1 pseudogene is annotated in these 995 nt (G+C 41.5%); it reads right to left on the bottom strand.

The features are described 5' to 3' along the window. Positions 1-705: 705 nt before the first annotated feature. A pseudogene (locus CIK04_RS27320) lies at positions 706-995 on the bottom strand (helix-turn-helix transcriptional regulator); the annotation flags it as partial.

The following is a 995-nucleotide window of genomic DNA, read 5'->3' as shown; positions in this document are numbered from 1 at the left end:
TCTGAAATCAAAGATTGCAGAACTTGCGTTCGTAACTTTTCGTCAATTTAGACACGTTCATTACGTCAAAATCCAAAATTCAAATCAACATCGAGCTTAACACTTCGTTTACAAAAACAAAGAGAGAAACAAATAACCATTAAATTACRACAACTTAAGTTAAGATGAGTATATTGTCGTTTTTGTAAGGTATCAATGGCGTTATTTTTATAAGGAAAATAAGTCGATTAACTTATAGTGAACACATCGAGAGGCACTCCTCTCAAGAATTCCAGAGGTGACGTGACTATGTCGCGTCACTCCGGCAGCAAGCGAAGGTGTCATTGACACCCGTGGTACTAGTCCCCCCGGCTATACCACGATATTTTTTTCTATTCGTTTCCTCTCTTATTAAACTCTTTACTTTAATTACGCTCGCTTTCAACCGCACACCTGGCAACCAATAAATAAGCCCCATCCGTTACTCTACCTATTTTCGATCACGCCGTTCAATTAACTGACTACCTCAGCCATAGAACAGCCAATGGGTCGATTCATGAACAAGGATGATAGAAAGCATCCATGTCGTATTAGGCTTTTAGTAGAAATAAGCTAGACGCAAGTTAAGCGGAAGAGATAATGCCGTTAATGAGTAAAGGCTATAGACAAGGCAAATCAAGCTTTGAGGCAAGCTGAGCACACTGGGTAGCTAGGTAGACGGCGATGTTATTCGGACTCTAGAGCATCACTTGGCGAAATTTTGAAGGGGGCACGCCAAAGTACAGTTTAAAACGTTGACTAAAATAGGAAGGATCGTTAAATCCCGATGCGAAAGCCACATCAACCACTTTTCACCGGCCTAACAAACTTTCACATGCYTTTTCTAAACGAACTTTCGGTGAGGTAATCCGTAAATGTACGAGAGCTCGCTGATTTAAACCGTCTCTGTAGGCTGCGCTCAGAAACATGAGAGCATCTTGGCCGCCAATTGCCGTGCCAAATTCTGGGTTTGTATA

It is taken from the genome of Vibrio sp. 03_296, assembly GCF_002265885.1.
The sequence above is the reverse complement of the archived record's forward strand: the minus strand, read 5'-3'. Positions and strand labels throughout refer to the sequence as shown.